General features: G+C 65.6%; 24 protein-coding genes. 13 read left to right on the top strand and 11 right to left on the bottom strand.

The genetic code is table 11. The annotated features are described in order from the left end of the window. Positions 1-26: 26 nt before the first annotated feature. The 6 genes from DXK93_RS22660 to DXK93_RS22635 form a co-directional block, all read right to left on the bottom strand. On the bottom strand, positions 27-764 hold the full coding sequence (locus tag DXK93_RS22660) for an SDR family oxidoreductase (RefSeq protein ID WP_119451181.1): 738 nt from the start codon (positions 762-764) through the stop codon (positions 27-29). 66 nt (positions 765-830) lie between these two features. After that, positions 831-2,036 (bottom strand): 3-sulfinopropanoyl-CoA desulfinase, encoded by a 1,206-nt coding sequence (gene acdA / locus DXK93_RS22655; RefSeq protein ID WP_119451180.1) that lies wholly within the window; start codon positions 2,034-2,036, stop codon positions 831-833. A 53-nt stretch (positions 2,037-2,089) separates the two neighbouring features. Beyond that, complete coding sequence (locus DXK93_RS22650; protein WP_119451179.1) at positions 2,090-3,049, bottom strand: tripartite tricarboxylate transporter substrate binding protein; 960 nt, start codon at positions 3,047-3,049, stop codon at positions 2,090-2,092. Positions 3,050-3,106: 57 nt separating this feature from the next. Continuing rightward, positions 3,107-4,294 carry a CaiB/BaiF CoA-transferase family protein gene (locus DXK93_RS22645; protein WP_119451178.1) on the bottom strand — a complete coding sequence of 396 codons (1,188 nt, stop codon included), beginning with the start codon at positions 4,292-4,294 and terminating at the stop codon, positions 3,107-3,109. Between the two features lie 120 nt (positions 4,295-4,414). Further along, positions 4,415-5,326: a LysR family transcriptional regulator gene (locus tag DXK93_RS22640; RefSeq protein ID WP_119451197.1), complete on the bottom strand. Its 912-nt coding sequence runs from the start codon at positions 5,324-5,326 to the stop codon at positions 4,415-4,417. Between the two features lie 19 nt (positions 5,327-5,345). Further along, complete coding sequence (locus DXK93_RS22635) at positions 5,346-6,227, bottom strand: LysR family transcriptional regulator (protein WP_059379704.1); 882 nt, start codon at positions 6,225-6,227, stop codon at positions 5,346-5,348. Between the two features lie 194 nt (positions 6,228-6,421). Here DXK93_RS22635 and DXK93_RS22630 point away from each other — a divergent pair, with 194 nt between their 5' ends. The 6 genes from DXK93_RS22630 to DXK93_RS22605 all read left to right on the top strand — a co-directional run bounded on the left by DXK93_RS22630 (position 6,422) and on the right by DXK93_RS22605 (position 10,099). Further along, positions 6,422-7,408, top strand: coding sequence for a tripartite tricarboxylate transporter substrate binding protein (locus DXK93_RS22630; RefSeq protein WP_119451177.1), 987 nt, complete (start codon positions 6,422-6,424; stop codon positions 7,406-7,408). Positions 7,409-7,504: 96 nt separating this feature from the next. Continuing rightward, positions 7,505-7,888 (top strand): PAAR domain-containing protein, encoded by a 384-nt coding sequence (locus DXK93_RS22625; RefSeq protein WP_119451176.1) that lies wholly within the window; start codon positions 7,505-7,507, stop codon positions 7,886-7,888. Next, a complete protein-coding gene (locus tag DXK93_RS22620) occupies positions 7,860-8,399 on the top strand; it encodes a DUF4123 domain-containing protein (protein WP_119451175.1) in 540 nt (179 codons plus the stop codon). The genes DXK93_RS22625 and DXK93_RS22620 overlap by 29 nt, the downstream gene beginning before the upstream one ends. After that, a complete protein-coding gene (locus DXK93_RS22615; RefSeq protein ID WP_119451174.1) occupies positions 8,389-8,745 on the top strand; it encodes a hypothetical protein in 357 nt (118 codons plus the stop codon). The genes DXK93_RS22620 and DXK93_RS22615 overlap by 11 nt, the downstream gene beginning before the upstream one ends. A gap of 6 nt (positions 8,746-8,751) precedes the next feature. Continuing rightward, positions 8,752-9,378, top strand: a complete 627-nt coding sequence (locus DXK93_RS22610) for a restriction endonuclease fold toxin 5 domain-containing protein (RefSeq protein WP_119451173.1) — start codon at positions 8,752-8,754, stop codon at positions 9,376-9,378. 10 nt (positions 9,379-9,388) lie between these two features. Beyond that, on the top strand, positions 9,389-10,099 hold the full coding sequence (locus tag DXK93_RS22605) for an immunity 52 family protein (protein WP_119451172.1): 711 nt from the start codon (positions 9,389-9,391) through the stop codon (positions 10,097-10,099). Here DXK93_RS22605 and DXK93_RS22600 read toward each other — a convergent pair. Further along, positions 10,096-11,043: a LysR family transcriptional regulator gene (locus DXK93_RS22600; RefSeq protein WP_166738268.1), complete on the bottom strand. Its 948-nt coding sequence runs from the start codon at positions 11,041-11,043 to the stop codon at positions 10,096-10,098. The two genes, DXK93_RS22605 and DXK93_RS22600, sit on opposite strands and share 4 nt — an antisense overlap. Before the next feature lie 107 nt (positions 11,044-11,150). Between DXK93_RS22600 and DXK93_RS22595 the strand changes: the two genes are divergently transcribed. From DXK93_RS22595 to DXK93_RS22585, 3 genes are read left to right on the top strand one after another with little or no spacing between them, the layout of a single operon-like run. Then, the gene (locus DXK93_RS22595; protein ID WP_119451171.1) at positions 11,151-12,308 is read left to right on the top strand and encodes an ABC transporter substrate-binding protein; all 1,158 of its coding nucleotides are present in this window, start codon (positions 11,151-11,153) and stop codon (positions 12,306-12,308) included. A gap of 16 nt (positions 12,309-12,324) precedes the next feature. Then, on the top strand, positions 12,325-13,389 hold the full coding sequence (locus tag DXK93_RS22590) for an aromatic ring-hydroxylating dioxygenase subunit alpha (RefSeq protein ID WP_119451170.1): 1,065 nt from the start codon (positions 12,325-12,327) through the stop codon (positions 13,387-13,389). Between the two features lies 1 nt (position 13,390). Further along, complete coding sequence (locus tag DXK93_RS22585; RefSeq protein WP_119451169.1) at positions 13,391-14,341, top strand: PDR/VanB family oxidoreductase; 951 nt, start codon at positions 13,391-13,393, stop codon at positions 14,339-14,341. Here the strand turns inward: DXK93_RS22585 and DXK93_RS22580 are convergent. Then, entirely contained in the window at positions 14,338-15,066 is a 729-nt protein-coding gene (locus DXK93_RS22580; RefSeq protein ID WP_225590242.1) for a GntR family transcriptional regulator, read from the bottom strand. The genes DXK93_RS22585 and DXK93_RS22580 overlap by 4 nt on opposite strands. A gap of 279 nt (positions 15,067-15,345) precedes the next feature. Here DXK93_RS22580 and DXK93_RS22575 point away from each other — a divergent pair, with 279 nt between their 5' ends. Both DXK93_RS22575 and DXK93_RS22570 read left to right on the top strand, forming a co-directional pair. Continuing rightward, on the top strand, positions 15,346-16,248 hold the full coding sequence (locus tag DXK93_RS22575; protein WP_119451168.1) for a dihydrodipicolinate synthase family protein: 903 nt from the start codon (positions 15,346-15,348) through the stop codon (positions 16,246-16,248). 16 nt (positions 16,249-16,264) lie between these two features. Next, the gene (locus DXK93_RS22570) at positions 16,265-17,230 is read left to right on the top strand and encodes a tripartite tricarboxylate transporter substrate binding protein (RefSeq protein WP_054454686.1); all 966 of its coding nucleotides are present in this window, start codon (positions 16,265-16,267) and stop codon (positions 17,228-17,230) included. Between the two features lie 63 nt (positions 17,231-17,293). Here DXK93_RS22570 and DXK93_RS22565 read toward each other — a convergent pair whose 3' ends face one another. The 3 genes from DXK93_RS22565 to araD are packed head-to-tail and all read right to left on the bottom strand — an operon-like array spanning position 17,294 to position 20,838. After that, positions 17,294-18,283: a tripartite tricarboxylate transporter substrate binding protein gene (locus DXK93_RS22565; protein ID WP_054454691.1), complete on the bottom strand. Its 990-nt coding sequence runs from the start codon at positions 18,281-18,283 to the stop codon at positions 17,294-17,296. A 58-nt stretch (positions 18,284-18,341) separates the two neighbouring features. Then, positions 18,342-19,052: a ribonuclease activity regulator RraA gene (locus tag DXK93_RS22560; RefSeq protein WP_054454693.1), complete on the bottom strand. Its 711-nt coding sequence runs from the start codon at positions 19,050-19,052 to the stop codon at positions 18,342-18,344. A 55-nt stretch (positions 19,053-19,107) separates the two neighbouring features. After that, the gene (gene araD, locus DXK93_RS22555) at positions 19,108-20,838 is read right to left on the bottom strand and encodes an L-arabinonate dehydratase (protein ID WP_119451167.1); all 1,731 of its coding nucleotides are present in this window, start codon (positions 20,836-20,838) and stop codon (positions 19,108-19,110) included. Positions 20,839-20,961: 123 nt separating this feature from the next. Between araD and DXK93_RS22550 the strand changes: the two genes are divergently transcribed. After that, positions 20,962-21,651, top strand: coding sequence for a GntR family transcriptional regulator (locus tag DXK93_RS22550; RefSeq protein WP_054454703.1), 690 nt, complete (start codon positions 20,962-20,964; stop codon positions 21,649-21,651). 119 nt (positions 21,652-21,770) lie between these two features. Next, complete coding sequence (locus DXK93_RS22545) at positions 21,771-22,235, top strand: surface-adhesin E family protein (RefSeq protein ID WP_119451166.1); 465 nt, start codon at positions 21,771-21,773, stop codon at positions 22,233-22,235. Positions 22,236-22,239: the final 4 nt, after the last annotated feature.

Raw genomic sequence — 22,239 nt, 5'->3', positions numbered from 1 at the left:
CCATTTCTGTTGGACTTCCCGCAGCCCTAGGCGGTGAAGCCGCCATCGATGGCGAGCGACGCGCCGGTGATGAATTGGCTCTCGGCCCCCGCAAGATAAGCCACGGCTGCGGCAATTTCCTCGGGTTCGGCGTAGCGTTTGACCGCCATGAGTTCCAACTCGGCGGCTACCGCCGGGCCATCGGCAGGATTCATGTCGGTGTCGGTCGATCCCGGATCGACGATATTGACCGTGATGCCGCGGCCGCCGACCTCCCGAGCCAGGCCCTTGGTGAATCCGATGAGCGCCGACTTGCTCATCGCATAGAGCGTCACGCCCCCATAAGGCACGCGTTGCGCGAAGCAGGAGCCGATGGAAATGATGCGTCCGCCGGTCCCCATATGAGCCAGCGCGGCCTGCGAGGCCACGAATACCGCCTTGGCGTGGATCGCCAGGGTGTCGTCGATTTCCTCGAGCGTGGCGTCCTCGACAGGCCCGTAGGGGAACACGCCGGCGCTATTGACCAGTATGTCCAGCCTGCCCAGTTTCCCGGCAGTCTGCTCCACCGCCGCACGGACGGCGGCGGGGTCACGGCTGTCCGCCTTGATAGCCAGGACCCTGGCGCCCGTTGCACCAAGTTCCTGGGCGTAGTCTTTCGCTGTCTGATCAGATCTGGCGTAAGTGAACGCGACATCAGCGCCCTGCTCAGCGAACCTTCGCACGATGGCGGCGCCGATGCCGCGCGTGCCCCCGGTGACCAGCGCAACCTTGCCTTGGAATTCCATCGCCGAGCTCCTTTTATACCGATCGGTTCAAAAGATGCTACGCGCAGCGGAATTCGTCGTCAAGCATCACTTCCCGCGGATATACCCATCCCGCGTCTGCGGCAGCTTCATCCCAAGCACGGCGGAAGCGACCTGGGTGCGCAGGATCTGCGCGGTGCCGCCCGCGATGGTGAACATGCGCGCATCGCGCACATGGCGTTCCATCGGCAGGTCGCGTCCATAGCCGGACGATCCATGCAGCTGCAAGGCGTCGTTGGTCACGCGCTGCGCCGTTTCGGCCGCGTAGATCTTGGCCTGCGCGGCCAGCGACAGGTCCGGAAAGCCAAAGGTCCGCGCCGTGCCGCTGCTTGCGGCCGCATGCAGCATGTGCCGCGCCGCATTCAACTGGATGGCCATGTCGGCGACCATCCACTGCAAGCCCTGGAACTCCGCTATCGGCCGGCCGAACTGCTGGCGCTGCTTGACGTAGTCGACGGCTTCTTCAAAGGCGCCCTGCGCGATGCCCAACGCCACGGTGCCCGCGCCCACGCGCTGGGCGTTGTAGGCTTGCATCAGCCCGGCAAAGCCGCGCTTCAAGCCCTCTGGCGGAACCACCAGCATGGACTTGTGCACCTTGAGATCCCGGAACGCGATGTAGGTCTCGGGTATACCCCGCACGCCCATGGCGTAGGAACGCTTGGCGATCTCCAGGCCATCGTCCTCGGCGTCCGGTTCGCGCACGTGGATGAAGGCGCCTATGCCCAGATCCGCGCCGTCGTCGAACACGCGCGCAAAGATCAGGTGCAGGCGAGACACCCCGCCCCCGGTGATCCAGTATTTCTCGCCGTTGATGAGGTAGTCATCGCCCTGACGGACTGCGCAAGTGCCCATTTCGCTGGCCGCGCTGCCGGCCTGGGGTTCCGAGATGCAGATGGCGGGCTTGTCGCCAGCCAATACACACTCGGCGGCCAGCGCCTTCTGTTCATGGGTGCCGTACTGCATGATGGCGCCGATCGCGCCCATGTTGGCTTCGACGGTGATGCGCCCCATGGTGGCGCAAGCCTTGGCCATTTCCTCCACGACCAGGACTGTATCCAGATAGCTTAGGCCCCGCCCACCGTACTCGCGCGGGATCGTCATGCCCATGAAGCCGTTTTCGCGCAGTTGACGGACGTTGTCCCAGGGATACTGCTCGGATTGGTCGGTGGCTGCGGCTGTCGGTTTGAATACGGTCTGCGCCAGTTCGCGCGCGCGCTGCTGCAGCGCCAATTGCTCTTGGGTAAGTTCAGTCATGGTTCATCCTTGCTACGTGCAAAACTCCGGCCGGGCCGCCAGGGCCGCCGGCATCAACCCACCTTGATATCCGCGCGCCGCGCCACCTCGGCCCAGCGCGCGACTTCGCTGCGCGTCAGCGCGGCCAGCTCCTGCGGCGTGCCGCCGCCCGCATCCGCGCCCAGTGCGATCCACCGCTGCACGAAAGCCGGGTCGGCGAATGCCGCGTTGACCGCCGCATTGAGCACGCGCACCACGTCTGCGGGCGTGGACGGCGGCGCATAGATGCCGTACCAGCTGGTCGCGTCGTAATTGGCCGCGCCGCTCTCCGCCGCCGTGGGCACATCGGGCAAGCTGGGTGAACGGACCTTCGACGTCACCGCGATGGCGCGCACGCTGCCCGCCCGGATGTGCTGGATGGCCGAAGGCATGGTTTCGAACATCATGTGGACGTTCCCGGCAATGATGTCCACGATCGCCGGCGCGGAACCGCGATATGGCACGTGCATCATCTGGGTGCCCGTGACGTTCTTGAAATATTCGGCCATTAGGTGCTGCATGGTGCCCGCGCCCGGCGTGGCATAGCTGTACTTGTCCGGGTTGGCCTTCAGCAGCGCCACCAGCTCCTGCACATTCTGCGCGGGCAGATCCTTGTTGACGATCAGCGCATGGTTGACGCGCCCCAGAAAGCCCACCGCCGTCATCTCGCGGATGTCGTATCCCAGCTTCGGATACACGGACTGGGCGATCGCGTGATGCACCGCCCCGAACAGGATTGCGTAGCCGTCGGGTCGGGCCTTGGCCACGGCGTCAGCGCCCAGCGTGCCGCCGGCGCCGCCGCGGTTTTCCACGATGACCGACTGGGCCAGGCTGGCGCGCATCGGCTCGGCCAGCTGCCGCGACAGGATGTCCACGGTTCCGCCCGGTGCATAGGGCGCGACCAGCCTGATGCTCTGCGACGGGTACTTGCCCTGCGCGAATGCGCGGCTCAAGGGTGTCAATGCGGCCAGCGCCAACAACTGTCTCCTATCCATGCCTCTCTCCTCTTGTATCCGCCGTCGTCGCAGCGGTGTTGTCTAAGATGTGTGATGTCAGCCCGCCGTCCAATCGCGCAGGATCTGCTGCGCATGCTCGTTCAGGCGCGGCGGCGGCCTGCGATACGACACCGGCGTGGCGGAAAGCTTGAGCGGGTTCGCCAACAGGTTGAGCTCGCCGCCTTGCGCCCACGCGCAGGGCATGCGCAACTGCGCGCCGCGGGCCTGGACGTGCGGGTCGTTGAACACATCGCGCAAATCGTTGACGGGGCCGCAAGGCACGCCCACGGCTTCCAGCTGTTCCAGCCAGGTTTTCCTGGAGCGCAGGGCCAGCGCGTCCTGTACCCGTTGGCAAAGTTCGGCGCGGTGGGCGACGCGGGCCGCATTGGAGGCGTAGCGCTCGTCGTCCGCCAGCCCGGCCAGGCCTGCAACCTCGCAAAAACGCCGGAACTGCGCATCGTTGCCGACGGCAAGAATCATGGGACCGTCCGCCGCGTCGAATACCTGGTAAGGCACGATGTTCGGGTGGCCGTTGCCCAGGCGCGCGGGCAACTCCTGCTGTGCCAGGTAGTTGGTTCCAGCGTTCACCAGCCAGGCGATCTGGCTGTCCAGCAGCGAGATGTCGATGTGCTGCCCCTGACCGGTCAGGTCGCGGTGGCGCAGCGCAGCCAGGATGCCGACGGCGGCATACATGCCGGTCATGACGTCGGCGATGCCCACGCCCACCTTCATGGGCGTGCCCTGCGGCTCGCCGGTAAGGCTCATGATGCCGCCCATGCCCTGGATCAAAAAGTCGTAGCCCGCGCGCTTGGCGTACGGACCCGTCTGCCCGAATCCGGTGATGGAGCAATAGACCAGGCGCGGGTATCTGCTCTTGAGTTGTTCATAATCCAGCCCATGCTTGGCCAGGCCGCCGACCTTATAGTTCTCGACCAGCACGTCGGCATGGTCCAGCAACTGATGCAGCGCGTCCCGGCCGGCCTCGGTGGCGATATCCAGCGCGATCGACCGCTTGTTGCGGTTGGCGCTCAGGTAATAGGCGCTTTCGGCGGTCGCGCGGCCGTCCTGGTCGTTGATGTAGGGCGGCCCCCATTTCCGGGTGTCATCGCCTTCCTCCGGCTTTTCCACCTTGACCACGTCCGCGCCCAGGTCGCCCAGCAGCTGAGTCGCGCTCGGGCCCGCCAGGATGCGAGAGAGGTCCACGACACGCACGCCGCTGAGCGCGGAAGCTTCCACTGACTGCATACGCCTTCTCCATCAGAGTCGATCGATGCAGTCTAAAATTCGCAATCCTCACCTTCAATTGAGTTTTTTTTCAATATGAAGGGCAGCCTTCGAGCCAAGCAAGACGGCTGACGCGCGGCTTTACTTGACCGGAAACTTCAGCTTGGGCGCGGCTTCCCTGACCATGGCCCAGAAGGCGTGCGCAGCTGGCGACAGCTTGCGTTCATTGAGGCAGGCCAAGCCGATCCTGCGCTTGGAGGCGGGACTGATCTTGCGGTAGACCAGCCCGTCGTAAGCCTGCGGCAGCACCAGCGACGCCAGCACGGAGATGCCCTGCCCGCGCCTGACGAACTCCAGGATGGACATGATCTGCGAGAGGTCGTGTGCGATGTGCGGCTTGGCGCCGGCTCGCTCGAACATGCGCGTAATCACAGGCTGCGAACCGGCGCGCGTCATGATCAGCGGATAGTCGATCAGCTCCTTCACCGCGATGGTCTTGCGCTCGGCCAGCGGGTGGCCAGCCGGAAGCACCACCATCAGCTCATCGGTAACGAGCGGCAGCGTGTCGAAATCCGGCTTGGGCAAGGCCACCACGCCGATCTCGATGCGGCGTTCGACCAGCGCGCGCTCCAATTCCGGGTCCGGCTTCTCGGTAACGAACACGTCGACGCCCGGATAGCGGGCTTTGAACATCTCAAGCAGCTGCGGCAGGATGTTCAAGGAGGAGCTCGCCCCCAGCGAACCCAGATTCAACAGGCCCGAGCGCAAGCCCGCGCTGGCGTTCGCCGTCGCGCGCACGATCTGCAGGGACGCGAACACGTCCCTGACATGCGGCAGAATCTGCTGTCCCGCATAGGTGAGATGCACCCCCGATGCATTGCGGTCGAGCAAGGGCGCTCCCAGCGTGGCCTCCAGCGTGCGCAGGGCGTGGCTGGTGGCCGAGGGCGTCATCCCCAGCCGGGCGCCGGCGCCCGCGATGCTGTCGGCGGAGGCCAGCGCCAGCAGCAGTTCCAATTGCCTGAGGGAGAGGGATTTTGCGGCCTGATCCGGCATGGTCATGTTTCCTCAGGTGCTAACCGGCCAGCGCCTGCGCCAGCCCCAATGCCCGCGCCAGGAACGCCGACGTGTCGTCCTTGCGATAGCTGACGATCACCGGCGACACAAAAGTATCGGCGTCTATCGCCACATGCGCCACGTCCTGCCGCTGCAAGCGCTGCACCGACGCCGGTACCACCGTCACGCCCAGCCCCGCCGCCACCAGGCCAATGGCGGTCTGCAGTTCGTTGGCTTCCTGCACCACCTGCGGCGCGTGCCCCGCCGCGCGGAACAGGCCCAGCACATGGTCGGAGAAATTCGGCCTTGGCCGCGCCGGATACAGCACGAAGGGTTCGCGCGCCAGGCGTTCGACGGATACCCGCCGCAGCCGCGCAATGGGATGGCCCAGCGGCACCGCAGCCATCAGCGCTTCGGTCATCAGCACCCGTCGCTCGATGGCGGGATCGTCGAACAGGATGCGGCCGATGCCCAGATCGATGCGGCCGGCCTTGAGCGCCTCCAGCTGCGGCAAGGTGGTCATTTCCGTGAGCCCCACTTCGACCTGCGGGTCCGCGTTGCGCAGCTGCCGGATCAGCTCCGGCACGAAACCGTAAAGAGAGGACGGCACGAAGCCTATGCCGAACCAGCGCCGCTGGGTCTGCCCCAGCCGCCGCGTGCCTTCCAGCACTTCTTCCAGGCGCGCAGTCAGCAGGCGCGATTGTTCCAGCAGGAAGCGGCCCGCTTCCGTCAGGCGCAGCGCGCGCGTGGTGCGCTCGAACAGCTGCACGCCGAGTTCTTCCTCGAACAGACGGATCTGGCGGCTGAGCGGGGGCTGGGCCATGTGCAGCCGCGCGGCCGCGCGGGTGAAGCTGCCTTCCTCTGCCACGGCCTGGAAATAACGCAGTTGCCTCAATTGCATCGCGTGGTCTTATACATACCATAAAGGTATTAATCGGAACCCATATAGTCTTGGACTCGCAGGGAAAACGCAAGCCATACTGAGCTATCGCACGAACCTGATCATGGAAAGTATGAATCGCGGGAACATCTTCCCGTGATCTGCGGACCGCCGGCGCGCAGCGACACAATAATTCCAGCAATACGGAGACCATCATGCGCTTGCGCTCTGCATTCCAACGACTCGCCCGGGCCTGTATGGGCCTGGCGCTGCTGGGGGGCTCGTCCGCCGCCCTGGCGCAAACCTACCCGGATCACCCGGTCAAATGGATCGTGCCCTTCCCGCCCGGCGGCGCGATGGACAGCATCGCGCGTACCCTGGGCGAATCCATGGGCAAGCAGCTCAACACCACCTTCATCGTGGAAAACCGCGCAGGCGCGGGCGGCAACATCGGCGCGGCCAGCGTGGCCCGCGCCAAGCCGGACGGCTACACCATCCTGATCGTCGCCAACGGCATGGCCGTCAACCCGGCGCTGTACACGGACCTGAACTACGACCCGGTCAAGGACTTCGCCCCGATCTCGCTGCTGGCCGTGGTGCCCAACGTGCTGGTCACCAATCCCGCACGCACCGGCGCCACCAGCGTGCAGGACGTGATCGCCAAGGCCAAGGCGCAACCCAACCATTACACATACGCCTCGGCCGGCGTGGGCACGTCCATCCATCTGGCGGGCGAGCTGTTCCTGTCCATGGCCCAGGTGGACATGCTGCACGTGCCCTACAAGGGCAGCGGCCCTGCCGTCGCCGACCTGCTGGGCGGACAGGTGGATTACATGTTCGACAGCATCACCTCCGCCAAGCCGCACATCGAAGCCGGCAAGCTGCGCGCGCTGGCGGTAACGACCAGCAAGCGTTCGGCCGCCCTGCCCGACGTGCCTACCGTGGCCGAAAGCGGCCTGCCCGGCTATGAACTGATGCCCTGGTTCGCGGCTTTCGCCCCCGCCGGCACGCCGCCCGACGTGGTCGCGAAACTGAACGCCGCCATGCGCGCCGCATTGAACGACGCCAAGGTGCGCGCCACGCTGGACTCCATCGGCGCCGAGCCCATTGGTGGCACGCCGGACGAACTGCGCGACCACCTGGCGCGCGAGACCGCGCAGTGGAAGGCGCTGGTGAAGGAACGCAATATCAAGATCAATTGAGGGCTGCGCAACCTCCGTCTGCCCGCATGTGATCCTCGTCAACGCGCCCCTTCGTCGAACAATGCTAAATTCGGCTTCGACCAAGACGGAGGCTGCATGTCTGAACGTTCCATCATCAGAAAGGGAGATCGGACTTCGCACGGCGGGACCGTAGCCGAGGGTCACCCCACCTCGATGCTTCTTGGACGCGAGATCGCCTTGGTGGGGCATAAAGTCACCTGCCCAAAATGCAAGGGCGCCTTTCCCATCCTGGCGGATCCGGGGCGCAATCATGCATTCATGGGCCAGGACACCGCCGTGGAGGGGATGCGCACCGCCTGCGGCGCCGTACTGATAGCGTCACAGATGGTGGCGCGCATCGGTATGGCCCAAGGATTGTCCGATCCCGCTCCAATGGCAACCGCGCAGAGCGACACGCTGTGCCAGGAGTGCCTGGAGGCCGCTGCCCGCAATGCCGCAACCACCGTTGCTCGAGGGTAGCCCGGTGGCGATACAGGCAGAGGAACACTTCGCGGCCCGTCTGCAGCAAACAAATTTTCCCTTGCGGCTTTACGGTCTGGTTGACGCGCTGCTGCACGCACAAGTGTCGGCTACACAGCCCTTATTCCGCTCCTCATCTTGCGTGGCGCTGTTCGACGGCACGCCTGATGAAGCGCTGGCTCATGCCGGCCCATGGCTGCTGGATTGCTCCGCCGATCGAAGCGCGCACATCCCTGCGCTGCAACGCCTGGCGGAAAGCGAGCTTGGATGCACCTGGATCGTCAGCGGCTACGCAATGGACGATCTGGCCGAAGCGCTGCGGGCGCGATTGGACGTGCGCATGCCCAACGGGACAACTGCATTGCTGCGCTATTACGACGCAAGAATTGCGGACGACATTGCAGCGCTGCTGACCCCCGAGCAACGGGCCACGTTCTTTGCCCCCGTCCAGGACTGGCTTGTGGAGCGCAACGGCAAACTCATCAGGATCCATTCCGCCCATGGTGCTTGAATTCACTCCACAACAGGTTGCAGGCCTATGTGCAATCGACGCCAAGGGCTTTTTGCACGGGGTCGAGCAAGACATCCTGCGCGACTACCCTGGGCTGGCCGAGGCAGGCTTGAGCGAAAGACTAGCCACGGCCCTTGCCCAGGCGCGGGCCTTGGGGATAGACGAGGATGCGAATCTTGTCGACTTCCTCCGGACCGAGGCGCTGGTTCCTGGATTCTATGAAAAACCCGGGTTTCTTGCCTGGATCCGTAAGCCCGGACGCCCCGCCGATCAACGATTCCATGACTACATGCAAGTGATGAAATGGCAATCGCGCCAACGGCTTCAACAAGAGCAAAGGGAGTAAGGAAGAATGCCCGGACCTCTGGCAATACCAATCGCGGGATGGGTAGCGGAAGCCATAGCGGCAGCGCTCGGCCGGGCGGCAGCAAGCGCCGCGGCAGGTGCCGTGCTGGGAGGCGTGACCACTTTACCAGGCGATACGCCTCGGGAAGACAGTGAAGCCAAACCCACCGACCGCGCCTTGCCCAGGACCGAAGAACCGTGCAAGAAATGCCCGCCGGACCTGGGGATGAAAGTCAGACGCAGGCATGGGGCAAATTGGAACGCCTACGCATACCAGGCCAGGATTACCGGATTCGACTACGACACGGAGTATTGTTTGTGGAGCGATGAATGGAACTGGCAGGGAGTCGCGCTAGGCAAGAATTTTGACATCGACTTCGACGGCTTCGTGTCGGCGGAATGCCTGTTGCAGGAGACAAAGGGCGATTACGATCAGTTCATACTGGAAAATGGAAAATCAAAAAAATGGTTTGGCGGTTTCACCGTAATGGAAGACACCATCAGGCGACAGGCGCGCGCCGTTCGAGCAAACCCGCCAACCAAACTCATGTGGTATTTTCAAACCCCAAAAACCAAAGCCATGATGACACCCACGCTTGCAATGAACGGCGTAGCATCGATGTACCTGCCGTGAGATCCGTCAAATGGAAATAATCGCTCAATTCAGAGACGAGTCGCTCATGTCGGACGATTTCTCCGAAATCGTCAGCCGTCTGTACACAGTCACGTCAGCCATGAAGTCCAAGGCAACGGATTTGGGTACATGGTATGCGCAAGGCAATAGCCTTGAGGAGGCCTATCTCTACCCTGCGTTTGAAGATGGACGGCCTTCGCCGGCACTTCTCGCAATGCTCAAGCACAAGTATCGGAACGACTCCAGCCTGACGCACGTCGCGCTTTGGGATGGCTACGAGGACGAAAGCAAGGGAGCATCAATCGCATGCCACGTCAGTGACAAGTTCCTGCCGGACTCACTGAGTATCACTTTGTATGATGACGCTTTGTCGGGTTCTGCGTCATACATTGAGGACATACTCAGATGTATCGCCGAATTGTTCCGCCCATACTACGTATCAGTCTATCCAACTCTGTACGCTGCAAAAAAGGTTTTCGACGACAAACCTGGCGTCGGCTGGATGCTTTACCTTCCCCAAGTGATCACTCCCGAGCAAGTCCCGGAAGCCCAGGCTCTGATTCCCGTTCCCGCTGCCGGAAAGAAACAAACCGGCACCATCATCGTCAGCGTCGCGAACGAAGTGTTTTCGCTGGACAACGCCAGCCACGTCGAATTGGCGAACCGCATCGAGATGCGCCTGGTGGACCAGGACCTGCTGCCGCGCTATGCGGATCTCTAGTCGCGCCCACCCTGCTTGAGCCTCGCCCCGTCCCACGGATACCCATCGAACGTATCCTTCACCAGTTCCCGCAGCCAGATGATCGCCGGATCCTGGTGAAAGCGCGGATGCCAATGCTGGCGCAGCGCGAAGGACGGCAGCGGCAGCGGCGGCTCCAGCACCTTGACCACGCCGTAGCCGCCGAACACATTGCCCAACTCCTGCGGCACCGTGGCGATGAGATCCGGGTGCTGGTCCAGCAATAGCGGCACCACCAGGAAGTGCGGCGTGGACAGGAAAATGTTGCGCTTGACGCCCTGCTCCTCCAGTGCGCTGTCATAGGCTTCAGACGAGCGTCCGGCCAAGGTCACCACGATCTGCGGCATGCGCTGGAATTGTTCCAGGGTCAGCTCGTCGCCCACCTCCTGGTTCTTCACGCTCACCAGCGTCACGAAGCGGTGCATGAAGAGCTGCTGCTGAAACAGACCCTGCGGCGCCGCGCGCAGCGATCCCAGCACCAGATCCACCTCGCCGGACGCCAGCAGCGGCTCGACCTGCTGCAGCGGCACCTGGCGCGTGCGCAGGGTGCAATGCGGCGCCAGTTCGCGCAAGCGCTTGATCAGCGGCGGCAGGAACACCAGTTCGCCCATGTCCGTCATGCACAGGGTGAACACGCGCATCGCCGAGGCCGGATCGAACTGCGCTTGCGACAGCACCTGGCCGCGTATGGTCGCCATCAGCGCCAGGATGGTGGGCGCCAGGCTCTCGGACTTGGGCGTGGGCTGCATGCCCTGGCCGGTCTTCACGAACAGCGGATCGTCGAAGAACGCGCGCAAGCGGTTCACGGCGTGGCTCATGGCGCTTTGCGACAGGCCGAGCTGCTCGCCGGCGCGGGTCACGCTGCGCTCGCGCAGCAGGCTGTCGAAGACGGCGAGCAGGTTGAGGTCCAGTTTCTCGTTATGCATAGCGTGCATTTCCAGAATCATGCTCATGACATTGACGCATATTCCGCCGCTATCTATCGTCTTGTCAAACGCCGCGCAGACCGGCGTTTCCACAAGGAGACAACATCTTGAAGCCCCTTCTACACCCCGTGCGCGCGGTGCTGGTTTCGTGCGCCCTGCTGTCCTGTAACGCCGCCTCGGCCGATGTCGGCGTCGGCGTCATCCTGTCGCTCACCGGCCCCGCCGCATCGCTGGGCGGCCCGGCCAAGAACGCGATAGACCTGCTGCCGCGCGAGATCGCGGGCGAGGCGGTGCGCTACATCGTGCTGGACGATGCCTCGGACGCGACCGGCGCCGCCCGCGCCTTCCGCAGGCTGGTCGACGAGCATAACGTCGATGTGGTGCTGGGTACGTCCGTCACCCCCGCCACCCTGACCCTGCTGCCTATCGCCCAGGAGAAGAAAGTGCCGCTGATGAGCCTGGCGGCCGGGGCCAAGCTGGTCGAGCCGATGGACGCGCAGCGCCACTGGGTGTTCAAGGTGGTGCAGAACGAAAACCTGATGGTCGCCAGCACCGTCGCGCACATGCAGGCCGCCGGCGTGAAGACGCTGGGCTACATCGGCTTTGCGGACGCCTACGGCGACAGCTGGTTGGCCGAAGTTTCCGCGCAGGCGCAGCGCGCCGGCATCAAGCTGGTTGCCTCCGAGCGCTACGTGAAAACGGACACTAGCGTCACGGCGCAGACCCTGAAGCTGCTGGCCGCCAGGCCGGACGCGGTCATCGTGGCGGCGTCCGGCACGCCCGGGGCGCTGCCGCAGAAGTCCCTGCGCGAGCGCGGCTATGCCGGCCGCATCTACCAGACCTACGGCATCGCCAACCGCGAGTTCCTGCGCATCGCCGGCAAGGACGCCGAGGGCGCCTTGTTCGCCGTGGGCCCGGTCGTGGTCGCCAGCCAGTTGGACCAGGCCAACCCGATACGCGCGGTCGCCATGGACCTGACGCAGCGCTACGAAGCCGCCCACGGCAAGGATTCCATGTCGGTGTTCGCGGCCAACGCCTGGGATGCCGGGATCGTGCTGCAACAGGCGCTGAAGACCACCTTGCCCAAGGCCAGGCCGGGCACGCCGGAATTCAGGGCGGGCCTGCGCGACGCGCTGGAAGCCACGCGCGACGCCGTGACCTCGCAAGGCGTGTCCACCATGTCGCCCACCGACCACGTGGGCTATGACGAGCGCGCCGCTGTCATGGTGCAGATCAAGGACGGCGCCTGGCGCTACGTCAAGTAAACCAAGGAGCTCATCCATGTTCATCAAAAACACCTGGTACGTCGCCGCCTGGGACCAGGAAGTCAGCGCCGACGGCCTGTTCTCTCGTACCATCACCGGCGTTCCCGTGCTGATGTACCGCGACGGCGCCGGCCGGCTGGTGGCGCTGGAAGACCGCTGCTGCCATCGCGGCGCGCCCTTGTCGGTGGGACGGCGCGAAGGCGACTGCGTGCGCTGCATGTACCACGGCCTGAAGTTCGATCCCAGCGGCGCCTGTGTCGAGGCCCCGGCGCAGGCGCGCATTCCGCCTCAGGCCCGGGTGCGGACCTTTCCCGTAGTGGAGCGGCACCGCTGGATCTGGATCTGGATGGGCGATCCGGAACGCGCGGATCCGGCCCTCATCCCCGACACCCAATGGCTGGACCATCCCGATTGGCGCAGCCTGGACGGCTATATCCACTATGACGTCAACTATCTGCTGATCGCAGACAACCTGCTGGACTTCTCCCACCTGCCCTTCGTGCACCCGACCACGCTGGGCGGCAGCGAGGACTATGCCTCGGTCTCGCCCAAGGTCGACCGGCTGCCCGACGGCGTGCGCATCACGCGCTGGACGCTCAATACCGAAGCGCCGGCCTTTGCCAAGAAGGTCCGCGAATGGCCAGGCCTGGTGGACCGCTGGAACATCTACAACTTCACCCTGCCCGGCATCCTGCTGATGGACTCGGGCATGGCCCCGGCCGGAGACGGCGCACAAGAAGGAAACCGCGCCGGCGCGATCGAATTCCGCGGCTGCCAGGCCCTGACGCCCGAAACCGAAACCTCGACGCACTACTTCTTCGCGCATCCGCACAACTTCTCGATCGAGCGGCCCGAGGTCACTGCCTCCATCCACCAGAGCGTGGTGGATGCCTTCGACGAAGACCGCGACATCATCACCGCGCAGCAGCGCTCGCTGTCCCTGGCGCCCGACTTCAAGATGGTGCCGCTGTCCATCGACGCCGCGCTGTCCCAGTTCCGCTGGGTGGTGGCGCGCCGCATCGAAGAAGAGCAGCAGGCAGCCGGCGCGTCCGGCGTGCGCCCGGCGCAGGCGGTGGCCTGAAATGCGCCGGCTAGTCATCAGCCGCATCGTGCGCGAGGCGCGCGGCGTGCTCGGCCTGACGCTGTGCAGTCCTGACGGCGCCATGCTGCCGGCCTTCGAGGCCGGCGCGCATGTGGATGTGGCGTTGGGCAATGGCCTGGTCAGGCAGTATTCCCTTTGCGGCGACCCGGCGGAACTGGGCGTGTACCGGCTGGGCATCGGCCTGGCGGCCGAGACGCGCGGCGGTTCGCGCTACATCCATGAACAGCTGCGCGAGGGCGACCTGGTGGATATCGGCGAGCCCAGGCAATTGTTCGGGCTGCATGCGCAGGCCGCCGGCCATGTATTCATCGCGGGCGGCATAGGCATCACGCCCATCCTCAGCATGATCCATGCAAGCGTCAGGCGCGGCGAGCCCTGGCGGCTGCTGTACTGCGTGCGCGACCGCGACGCGGCAGCCTACCTGTCTGAACTGGCCTTGCACGGCGAGCGCGTGACGCTGCATGTCGACAGCGAACAAGGCGGCGCGCGCTGCGACCTCGACGCCTATCTGGGCGCGCTGGGGGAACCAGGCTTGCATGTCTATTGCTGCGGCCCCGGGCCGTTGATGGATGCCGTGGCCACGGCCTGCGAACGCGGCGGAATCGCCGCGGCGCGCGTGCATTTCGAGCGCTTTTCCGCCAGCGCGCCTGCTGCGGCCGAGCCCGGTTCAAGCTTTGCCGTGCGGCTCGCGCGCAGCGGCGGCTGCCACGAAGTGCCCGCGGACAAGTCGGTGCTGGATGTGCTGGAAGCGGCCGGCGTCGCCTGGCCGTACTCTTGCCGGGAAGGCCTGTGCCGCAGCTGCGAAGCCGGCGTGCTGTCCGGCAAGGTCGACCACCGCGACTACGTGCTCAGCGACGAGGAACGCGCCGCCAACCGCAGCATGATGGTCTGCGTGTCGCGCGGCTGCGGCACGCTGGAGCTGGACGTCTAGGCAGGTTCCTGCAGCGCCGACGCATCCAGCAGATGGTCGACGATGGCGAGTATCTGCTCGGCGGCTTCGCCGATGTGCCGCTCCAGCGCGGCCTCGGCGTCTTCGGCCCGCCCCTGCCGGGCGAGCGCGATCAGTTCGCTGTGCTCGTCGTGGGCTTGCTGGCGGATCGGCGCGTTGACGATCTGGAAGCGGAAATAGCGTTCGGATTTTTCATGCAGCGCGCGCACCATGGCCAGCGCGGCGGGACGTTGCGCCGAGCGGTACAGCAGTTCATGCAGCTGCCAGTTCAGGCGGCCCCATTGCTCAGGCTCGGCCGTGTCCATCTGCGCCACCACCTGGCTCGCCAGATCCAGATCCTGCGTCTGATGCTGCTGCACGGCCAGGCGCAACAGCCACGGCTCCAGCCGCAGGCGGATGTCGAAGAACTCCTGCACCTCGGCGCGCGACAGCATGGAAACGTAGGCGCCGCGATGCGGGATCATGTCGATCAGTCCTTCGGCGCTGAGCTGGCGGATGGCCTCGCGCACGGGCAGGCGGCTCACCCCCAGTTCCTCGGCGAACAGTTCCTGGCGCAGCGCGGAACCGGGGGGAATCGCGCCGGACAGGATGCGGTCGCGCAGTTCGTCGACCACCAGTTCGACGGCGGTCTTGCGCACGAGGCGGCCGGGGCTGGCGGCCTGGGAACGGGACGGATTGGAAGCGGAAAGCGGCGAATTCTGGGACATGAAACCTGCCTGGTTGCACCGTGCGGCGGGGGCGGCACGGCAGGACTGGGCGGAAAACAGGGCCGCCATGCCCAGGAAAACCCCGAGAGACAGCCGCTACCCGCAGCCCTTTTAATGTGAGTATATTGGATCCATGATCCAGTTCAAGCCGGCGCCCCCAAGGGCGACGGACCGAGGCCCGAGCCTCGTTTTTTTAAGCCCCATATTTTTGGATCCAATATCCAATAACCACTATCCAACCGGATTGCACCGGATGGATCACGCATCAGGAGCCGCAGCATGAGCATTCAATGGCAAGGCGTATTTCCCGCCGTCACCACCAAGCTGAAACCCGATTTCTCGCTGGATCTGGAGGCCATCCGCCAGGGACTGGAACGGCTGATCGAGAACGGCGTGGGCGGCGTCGTGATGATGGGCATGGTGGGCGAAAACGCCCAGCTCTCGCCCGAAGAAAAACTGCAGGTGCTGCGCACCGCCGTCGACACCGTGCGCGGCCGTGTGCCGGTGATTTCCGGCGTGGCGGAAACCGGCACCGCCCGCGCCGCGGCCTTCGCGCGGGAAGCCGAGCGCATCGGCGTGAATGGCCTGATGGTGTTCCCCGGCCTGACCTACAAATCCGACGGCCGCGAGACCGTGGCCTTCTATCGCGAGGTGGCGCGCGCCAGCGCCCTGCCCATCCTGCTCTACAACAATCCGCGCGGCTACGGCGTGGACCTGACGCCGGACCTGGTGGCCGAATTGCTGGAAGAGCCGACCATCGTCGCCATCAAGGAAGAGTCCTACGACACCACCCGCGTGACCGACCTGATCACGCGCTTCGGCGACCGTCTTGCCGTGGTCTGCGGCGTGGATGACCTGATCCTGGAAAGCGCCGCGCTGGGCGTGACGGCCTGGGTGTCGGGTATGGCCAACGCCGTGCCCCGCGCCTCGGTCGACCTGCTGAAACTGGCCGTCGAGGGCGATTTCGTGCGGGCCCGCAAGCTATACGCCGCGTTGACGCCGCTGTTCCACCTGGACACGGTGGTCAAGCTGGTGCAGCACATCAAGCTGGCCGAGCACCTGATCACCGGCAGCGCCGAAACCGTCAAGCCGCCGCGCCTGGACCTGGCCGGGACCGAACGCGAACGCACTATCGCCATCACCAAACAGACGCTCGCGGATCTTTCCGCCCTGGGCTACTGATACCGGAGCCGCCACCATGCGCCCATACCGCCTGTCCGCGCTGGCCTTCAGCGCCCTGTCCGCAGTTTCCGTCCTGTCCGCCGCGCACGCCGCGGACTACCCCGCCCGCTCGATGGAACTGGTGGTCGCCTACCAGCCCGGCGGCGGCAGCGACAACACCGCGCGCGCCATCGCCGAGGCGGTACGCCCGCCCATGCTGGCGCAGCCCACGGTGGTGATCAACAAGCCGGGCGCCAGCGGCTCCATCGGCTGGGCCTACGTGGCCAACGCGCAGCCCGACGGCTACCGGCTGGTGCTGATGACGCCTGAAATGCTGGTGGTGCCCCTGATGGGCATAGGCAAGACCACGGTCGGCGACTTCCAGCCCATCGCCCGCTTCACCGACGATCCCTCGTCGGTCACGGTACGCGCCGATGCGCCCTGGAAGACGGTGGAGGAATTCCTGGCGGACGCCAAGAAGAATCCCGAACGCGTCGCCGTGTCCAACGCCGGAATCGGCACGGTGCCGCACATGGCGGCGGCGGCGCTGGGCGAACAGGCTGGCGTGAAGTTCGTGCACGTGCCCTACCAGGGCTCGGCCCCGGCCATCATGGGTCTCCTGGCGGGCGACGTGCAGGCCACCACGGTTGCCTACGCCGAACTGCAGCAGCACGTGGAAACCGGCAAGCTGCGCACCCTGGCGGTCATGGCGCCCAAGCGCCTGGACAACCTGCCCTCCGTCCCGACCATGAAGGAAAAAGGCGCGGACCTGCAATTCAGCGTCTGGCGCGGCATCGGCCTGCCCAAGGCCACGCCCGCGGACGCGGTTGAAAAATGGCGCGCCGCGGCCCGCCAAGTCGCGCAATCGCAGGACTTCCAGGCGCTGATGCGCAAGCAGAACCTGACGCCCTCCTATGCCGACCAGCCGCAATTCACGGCCGACGTGGCGCGCCAGGAAGAGGCGTTCAAGGCGCTGGTGCCGAAGCTGAACTTGAAGCCCTGATGGTGACATCCTGAGCGGCGGCGGGGACGGCGCCGATATGCCGTCCCCCCTTGCCCGATCCGCTTACTCGACCGTCGCGCCCGACTTCTTCACCACTTCCGCCCAGCGCGGGATCTCCGTCGCCATCAGGTCGCGCAGCTGTTCGGGCGTGCTGCCGACCAGTTCCATGCCCATGGTCTTGCCCAGCTTCTCCTGCACGTCCGGCTCTTTCAGGATCACCGCGATTTCCTGCGACAGCTTGTCGAGGATGGGCTTGGGCGTGCCCTTGGGCGCGTACACCGCCTGCCAGGACGCCATCTGGAAGCCCGGCACGCCGGCCTCCTGCATGGTCGGCACCTCCGGCGCCAAGGCGATGCGGTCCTTGGTGGTCACGGCCAGGAGCTTGAGCTTGCCGGTCTGCAGCAGGGGCAAGGCCGCCGTCATCTGGTCGAACATGAAGGTCACCGCGCCCGAGGACACGTCGACCATCGCGGGCGGCGTGCCCTTGTATGGCACGTGCGTGAGCGGCACCCCTATCATGCTGGAGAACAGTTCGCCCGCCAGGTGCGTGGAGGTGCCGGCGCCCGAGGACGCGAAGGTGCGCTTGGAAGGATCGCGTTTCAGGAGCGCGATCAGGTCGGCCACGGAATTCACGCCCAGGTTCGGATCCACCAGCAATACGTTGGGCAGGTAGGCGATCAGCGAAACCGGCTCGAAATCCTTGACCGGGTCGTACTTCAGGTTTTTGTACAGGCTGGCGTTGATGGCGTGCGTGCTGATGGTGCCGCCGAACAGGGTGTAGCCATCCGGCGGCGCCTTGGCCACATAGGTCGCGCCGATGCCGCCCGCGGCGCCGGGCTTGTTCTCGACGATGACGTTCTGATGCAGGCGGTCGCCCAGCTTCTGGGCCAGCACCCGGCCCACCACGTCGGTCGAGCCGCCCACGGTGAACGGCACCACATAGGAAATCGGCTTCTGCGCGGGCCAGTCGGCGGCCTGCGCGGGCGCCGCCAACGTGCCCAGCATGGCGGCGGCCAGCAGCGCGGCCAGCGCGCCGCGTCGTTGCGTGTTCATGGTTGTCTCCTGCCTCTTGTTTGGCTTATGGGGTTGCCGGCTGAGCCGGCGGCAAGGCTCAGCGGCCCTGTTGCTTGCGCCATGCGGCGAACTTGTCCTTGGTGCCGGGATCCGTGGGCGGATACAACCCCAGGATGGATGCGCCCAGCTGCACCTCGCTGGTCACGAAGTCCTCGAAGGCCGTCATCTCCACGGCTTCGATGGCGATCTCGTCGGCCAGGTGGGCGGGGATCACCACCACGCCCTCGCGGTCGCCCACGACGATGTCGCCCGGCCACACCGCCACGTCGCCGCAGCCGATGGGTGCGTTGATATCCAAGGCCTGGTGCAGGGTCAGGTTGGTGGGCGCCGAAGGCCGCTGGTGATAGGCGGCAAAGCCCAGTTCGGCAATCTCGGGCGAATCGCGAAAGCCGCCGTCCGTCACCACGCCAGCCACGCCGCGCTTCATCAGCCGCGTCACCAGGATGGAACCGGCGGAAGCCGCGCGCGCGTCCTTGCGGCTGTCCATGACCAGCACCGCGCCTTCAGGGCAGGTCTCGACTGCAACGCGCTGCGGATGGGCGCGGTCCTCGAACACCTTGATGGTGTTCAGGTCCTCGCGCGCGGGGATGTAGCGCAGGGTGAACGCCGGGCCGACCATATTGGGCAGCGTGGCGTTCAGTGGACGCACGTCCTGGATGAACTGGTTGCGCAGGCCGCGCTTGAACAAGGCCGTGCACAGGGTGGCGGTGCTGACGCCGGCCAGGCGGGCGCGGGTTTCGGGATTCATTTGGGACACGATGGCTCCGTATTCTGAAGACGGTGGGATGGGCGCGGATGACGCTTTAAAAGATCTCGGGTTCGGGCACGGGCGCGCCGAAAGCGGTTTCCAGGAAATCGAAATCGCAGCCGTCGTTGGCTTGCAGGATGTGCTTCGAGTACATCCAGCCGTAGCCGCGCTCGTAGCGCCGGGGCGGCGGCGTCCAGGCGGCGCGGCGCGCGGCCAGTTCTTCGTCGCTGACGTTCAGGTGGATGCTGCGCGCGGGCACGTCGACGGTGATCAGGTCGCCCGTCTTCACCAGGGCCAGCGGGCCCCCGATATAGCTTTCCGGCGCCACGTGCAGGATGCAGGCGCCGTAGCTGGTGCCGCTCATGCGGGCGTCGGACAGGCGCAGCATGTCGCGCACGCCCTGCTTCACCAGCTTGGTCGGAATGGGCAGCATGCCCCACTCCGGCATGCCGGGACCGCCCTGGGGGCCGGCATTGCGCAGGATCATGATGTGGTCGGCCGTGACGTCCAGGTTCTCGTCGTCCACCGCGGCCTTCATGCTGGGGTAGTCGTCGAACACCAGGGCCGGCCCGGTGTGGCGCAGGTACTGCGGCGCGCAGGCGCTGGGCTTGATGACGCAGCCGTCCGGCGCGATATTGCCGCGCAGCACGGCCAGCGCGCCTTCGTCGTAGATGGCCTGGTCCAGCGGGCGGATCACGTCGTCGTTGTAGACCTCGGCGCCGGCGATGTTCTCGCCCAGGGTCTTGCCGGTGACTGTCATGGCGGACGGATCCAGATGATCCTGCAGCCGCGACATCAGCGCCGGCAGCCCGCCCGCGTAGAAGAAGTCTTCCATCAGATAGGTGTCACCGCTGGGCCGGATGTTGGCGATCACCGGGACCTTGCGGCTGGCGGCGTCGAAGTCGTCCAGGCCCACGGCGCAACCGGCGCGGCGCGACAAGGCCACCAGGTGCACGATGGCATTGGTGGAGCAGCCCATGGCCATCGCCACGTTGATGGCGTTCTTGAAGGAGGCCTGGCTCAGGATGCGCTGCGGCGTCAGGTCCTCCCAGACCATCTCCACCACGCGCCGGCCGCATTCGGCCGACATGCGCATATGGTTGACGTCCGCCGCCGGGATCGAGGAGGCGCCCGGAAGCGTCATGCCTATGGCTTCGGCGATGGCGGTCATGGTGCTGGCCGTGCCCATGGTCATGCAGGTGCCGTAGCTGCGGGCGATGCCACCCTCGACCTCGGTCCATTGCTCCTGCGTGATCTTGCCGGCGCGGCGCTCGTCCCAGAGCTTCCAGGCATCCGACCCGGACCCGAGGATCTTGCCCTTCCAGTTGCCGCGCAGCATGGGGCCGGCGGGCACGTAGACGCAAGGCAGCCCGGCGCTGACCGCGCCCATGATGAGACCCGGCGTGGTCTTGTCGCAGCCGCCCATGAGCACCGCGCCGTCGACCGGATGGCTGCGCAGCAGCTCTTCGGTCTCCATGGCCAGGAAGTTGCGGTACAGCATGGTGGTCGGCTTGACGAAGGATTCCGATACCGAAATCGCGGGCAGCTCCACCGGAAACCCGCCCGCCTGGAACACGCCGCGCTTGACGTCCTCGACGCGCTGCTTGAAGTGGCTGTGGCAGGGATTAAGGTCCGACCAGGTGTTGATGATGGCGATGACCGGGCGGCCCGCCCAGTCGTCGGGGCCATAGCCCATCTGCATCATGCGGGAGCGGTGGCCGAAGGAACGCAGGTCGTCCCGGGCCATCCAGGCGGCGCTGCGCAGGCTTTCGTAGGAGCGTTTCATAGGAGTGAGGCGGTCTTTCGTAATGTTGACCGGGCCATTTAAACACTAATACATTAGTGCGTCAGCTAGGTAAAAACCCGCTAAACTCCGTTACTCTTCAGGCCCAACTCCGCACGCGACCCGATGCAAAGCACCAAGCTCAGACTGGACCGTTCGCGCCACGCCGCGCCCCAGGTCTTCGAACATCTACGCGAACAGATCGTGTCCCTGGAACTGGCTCCGGGCACGCCCCTGTCGCGCATCACGCTGGCGGAAACCTACGGCCTGAGCCAGACCCCGATCCGCGACGCGCTGATGCGGCTGGCCGAGGAAGCGCTGGTCGAGATCTATCCGCAGCACACCACGGTGGTCAGCCGCATCGATGTGGACGCCGCCCGCGAGGCGCATTTCCTGCGCCGCTCGCTGGAGCTCGAGATCGTGCAGATGCTGGCGCAGCGCCCGGATCCGCAGCTCTTCCAGCGCCTGCAGGCCAGCATCGACCTGCAGCGCGCCAGCCACGCCAGCAGCCAGTACCAGCGCTTCATCGACGCCGACCAGGCCTTCCACCGCGACATGCACGAAGCCGCCGGCGTGACCCGGCTGTGGGAACTGGCGCAACGCTACAGCGGCCACCTGGACCGCTTGCGCCGCCTGCACCTGCCCGAGGCCGGCAAGGCCGAGCGCATCCTGGACGACCACCAGCGCCTGCTGGACGCCATCGTCGCGCAGAACCCGCAGCGCGCCCAGCAGGTGCTGCGGGAACACCTTTCGGGCACCCTCAGCCAAGTAGCCGAGATCTGCAGGCGCTATCCGGAATATGTGTTGACGGCTTAGGCCCCGCCGCCCCTCGGACGTATTCGCTCCGCGCGCACGCGCCCTGCCCGGTATGATCAGGTACACGCCATGGCCACAAGCCTGGCGCCGGCGCGCCGCGCCACCACCGGAAAACACCAATGACCGCAAGGCACGCATTCCTGATCGCCCTGGCCGTGACCGCCTGGGTCCACCCCGCGCAGGCCGCGCCGCCCGGCGACATGCCGTCCGCCGCAGCAGCCTGGCTGCCGTTGGACCCCCAAGCCATGCCTGGCGTGTTCTACGACAGCGCGTCGATCAAGGTGGTATCGGAGCGCCCGGCCGTGATGGCCGTGAACGTAGCCTGGTTCTACGCCCAGCCCAAGATTTCCGCCGCCAACGGGCAACCCTACCGCTCCGTGATCCAGCCGGTCACCATGAACTGCACCGCCGGCACCTATACCGTCAGCCAGGTCGTGCACCATGCGGGCGAGAACGCCACCGGCCCCATCGTCGAGTCCCTGCCTCCGCCCGGCATCCGCAATGCGCCAATCGCGCAAGACCCCGTGCAGCGCAAGCTGCGCGAGATTGTCTGCCCGGTCAATGGCAAAGGCATGCGGCGATAAGACC

Source organism: Achromobacter sp. K91 (assembly GCF_003576205.1).
GTDB lineage: Bacteria > Pseudomonadota > Gammaproteobacteria > Burkholderiales > Burkholderiaceae_B > Achromobacter > Achromobacter aegrifaciens.
The sequence above is the reverse complement of the archived record's forward strand: the minus strand, read 5'-3'. Positions and strand labels throughout refer to the sequence as shown.